The organism is Citrobacter sp. S55_ASV_140, assembly GCF_018919505.1.
Taxonomy (GTDB): domain Bacteria; phylum Pseudomonadota; class Gammaproteobacteria; order Enterobacterales; family Enterobacteriaceae; genus Citrobacter; species Citrobacter werkmanii.
This window is the reverse complement of sequence record NZ_JAHLQZ010000388.1, coordinates 1-1,256: the sequence shown is the minus strand read 5'-3', so window position 1 is coordinate 1,256 and position 1,256 is coordinate 1. Positions and strand designations below refer to the sequence as shown.

2 protein-coding genes are annotated in these 1,256 nt (G+C 55.9%); one reads left to right on the top strand and one right to left on the bottom strand.

Annotation, left to right across the window (positions count from 1 at the left end):
* On the top strand, positions 1 to 537 hold a 537-nt coding region (locus tag KQJ18_RS24050; RefSeq protein ID WP_216422961.1), incomplete at its 5' end, for a methyltransferase.
* Between the two features lie 56 nt (positions 538 to 593).
* Here the strand turns inward: KQJ18_RS24050 and KQJ18_RS24045 are convergent.
* Positions 594 to 1,256: FAD-dependent oxidoreductase (locus KQJ18_RS24045; RefSeq protein ID WP_216422960.1), on the bottom strand; the 663-nt coding region annotated here is incomplete at its 5' end.

Sequence of the window (1,256 nt, the reverse complement as noted above, 5' to 3'; positions counted from 1 at the left end):
ATCCATAACCACGCTAACGTTTTCTCTCGTACCGGACTGGATATCGGCGCGCGCTTCTTTATTGAGCACCTGCCTGCAAATCTTGAAGGAGAGATTGTCGATCTCGGCTGTGGGAATGGCGTGATTGGCCTGACATTGCTGGAGAAAAACCCACAAGCCAGCGTGGTGTTTGTGGATGAATCGCCAATGGCGGTGGCGTCAAGTCGTCTGAACGTCGAAAGTAATATGCCTGAGGCGCTGGATCGCTGCGAGTTTATGATTAACAACGCGCTGTCCGGGGTTGAGCCGTTCCGCTTTAACGCCGTGCTGTGCAACCCGCCGTTCCACCAGAAGCATGCGTTGACCGATAATATCGCGTGGGAGATGTTCCACCACGCCCGCCGCTGCCTGAAGATTAACGGTGAGCTGTATATCGTGGCTAACCGTCACCTCGACTACTTCCACAAGCTGAAGAAGATTTTCGGCAACTGCGAGACCATCGCCACCAATAATAAGTTTGTGATTCTCAAATCGGTGAAATTAGGTCGTCGTCGGTAATCGCGTGTGCCGGATGGAGGCGTGAGCGCCTTATCCGGCCTACGAAAGACATGACGTTAAATTTCCAGTGCCAGCCTCGTGCCTTGCGCGATAGCGCGGCGGGCATCCAGTTCCAGCGCCACATCGCAGCCGCCGATCAGATGCACCGTTTTACCTGCCGCGTGGAGAGGATCGACCAGCTCACGGCGTGGCTCTTGTCCGGCGCAAATCACCACGTTATCCACGTTAAAGATTACCGGTTCGCCGTTCAATACGACGTGTAATCCATCATCATCAATTTTCTGGTAACTGACCGCCGGGATCATTTTCACGCCGCGTGAGAGCAGGGTGGCACGATGGATCCAGCCCGTGGTTTTACCTAAACCTTGCCCCGGTTTGCTGGCCTTGCGCTGCAACATCACTATCTGACGCGGACTGCGGGATAAGTGCGGACCTTCCGGGCGTAATCCGCCAGGCTGTTGCAGGCTGGTGTCGATCCCCCATTCCACACAGAACTCCGCGATGTTCTGGCTGGTGGGATTGCCAGGCTGGCTCAGATACATGGCGGTATCAAAACCGATCCCGCCGCAACCAATGATGGCGACGCGTTTACCCACCGGCGCTTTATCACGCAGGACGTCAAGATAGCTCAACACTTTCGGGTGATCGATCCCCTCGATCGGCGGCATCCGCGGTTCGATCCCGCTGGCGAGGATCGCCTCGTCAAAGGGTTCCAGATC